Below are 1,457 nucleotides of genomic sequence, written 5' to 3'. Positions count from 1 at the left end.
AATATAGTTTATATTGGAAAGTTTAAAAACAAATTATAAAATAACTATAATTTATGTTTATGGTACTAAAATTGCATATTCACACATATCTGCAATTAATAAATCATTGTTTTTATCAAAAATAAATTTATCAACCCATTTTTTTGTAAATGACTTTTTGTCCACATTTTCATAAAATAATCTTTCGAAATTTTCTATTAAAAATTCTTCGTTCACAATAAATTCTGTAGATAGTTCTTTTTTTATAGTTCTCCACACTTGTTCAATTGGATTGAGCTTAGGAGAGTATTTAGGTAAGTGTATAAGAGTTATATTAAGGTATTTGCAAGCTTGTTTTAGTGTTGTTGCATGGTGAACAGGATAGTTATCTAGTACGATCACAGTTTCTATTTCTTGTTTAAATAGTCTTTCTAAAGGCTTTAAAAGTTCTTTATAAACTATTTCTAACATTTCTTCAAGCTTCTTTTTATTTGCTTTTTCATATTTTTTTGACATTTTAGGTTTTTCTACATATTTTTTCAAGTCTTTTATAATCATTTTTTCAGTTTTTTCAGGAAAAACATGATTTAATACAATATTCATTAATTCTGGATTGTCAAATTCATTTTTTTCTAATTCTTCTATGATTTGAACAATTTTTAATTCTTCATATTGTAATATTTCTGATAATCTATTGATTAAGAAGCTATTTTCTGAATTTATCTGTAATAATTCTATAAAAAACTTTATCATTTCTTTTTTTCGAGAGTTAGGTGGGAAGCTTATGTATGACTTTCCATTTATTGATTGTACTCCTATTCCTGTTCTTGAAAATCTCATAGGGTTCTGTCTAAGTATGTTTTTTTCTGATATTTTGCAAATTGTTGTAGGTGAGTTAGAAAGGTTTTGACAGGCTACTTGGTCTAAAACAAATAGTTTACAGTTTTTTAAATTGTAAAATCTTAGTTTTTTTTTAATATGATCTCTGCATCGCTAGGCATTTTAGAATATAAAATATATCCTTTTTTATAGGAATATCCTAGTTTTTTCACTATTTTAGGTATTCTACTCATTGAATAATCAATGTTAAATTCTTTTTTTATAATTTCGTGAATTTTACGGGTGTTTAGAAAGCTTTCATTGATCATTATTTCCTCTAGTTTTTTGAATTGTTCTTCAGTTAATTTAGCTTTACGTCCACCATTTTTGTATTTTGGGTATAAATTTTCATATCCTCCTTCGTTCCATTCATCTAACCATCTATGTCCCGTAGATAATGCAATTTCCATTAACTTCACAGCCTCATCGACCGTTTTCCCGTTATATAAAAACCTGATAAAAAACAATTTTTTTAAAACATCAGCTTTTTGTTGATGTCTATTAATAAGTTTATTCAAACGAGTTTTCTTAATACATTTTTTAACTTTTTTTTGTACTTTATTTGCCATAAAGATAATATGTTAAACATTGCTTTTAAA

The 1,457-nt window shown here is 25.2% G+C and carries 2 protein-coding genes; both read right to left on the bottom strand.

Features of this window, described 5'->3' with window-relative positions; all coding sequences use genetic code 11:
- Positions 1-57 precede the first annotated feature (57 nt).
- Positions 58-819, bottom strand: coding sequence for a transposase (locus tag MBCUR_RS02275; protein ID WP_067089698.1), 762 nt, complete (start codon positions 817-819; stop codon positions 58-60).
- Between the two features lie 122 nt (positions 820-941).
- The gene (locus MBCUR_RS02270; RefSeq protein WP_067089695.1) at positions 942-1,427 is read right to left on the bottom strand and encodes a helix-turn-helix domain-containing protein; all 486 of its coding nucleotides are present in this window, start codon (positions 1,425-1,427) and stop codon (positions 942-944) included.
- Positions 1,428-1,457: the final 30 nt, after the last annotated feature.

It is taken from the genome of Methanobrevibacter curvatus (assembly GCF_001639295.1).
Lineage (GTDB): Archaea > Methanobacteriota > Methanobacteria > Methanobacteriales > Methanobacteriaceae > Methanoflexus > Methanoflexus curvatus.
This window is presented reverse-complemented; position numbering and strand designations above follow the sequence as displayed.

What these genes read in the sequence shown, in the direction of transcription:
- MBCUR_RS02275 (WP_067089698.1), bottom strand. Translation starts at nt 819, where the DNA reads ATGAGATTTTCAAGAACAGGAATAGGAGTACAATCAATAAATGGAAAG.
- MBCUR_RS02270 (WP_067089695.1), bottom strand. Translation starts at nt 1,427, where the DNA reads ATGGCAAATAAAGTACAAAAAAAAGTTAAAAAATGTATTAAGAAAACT.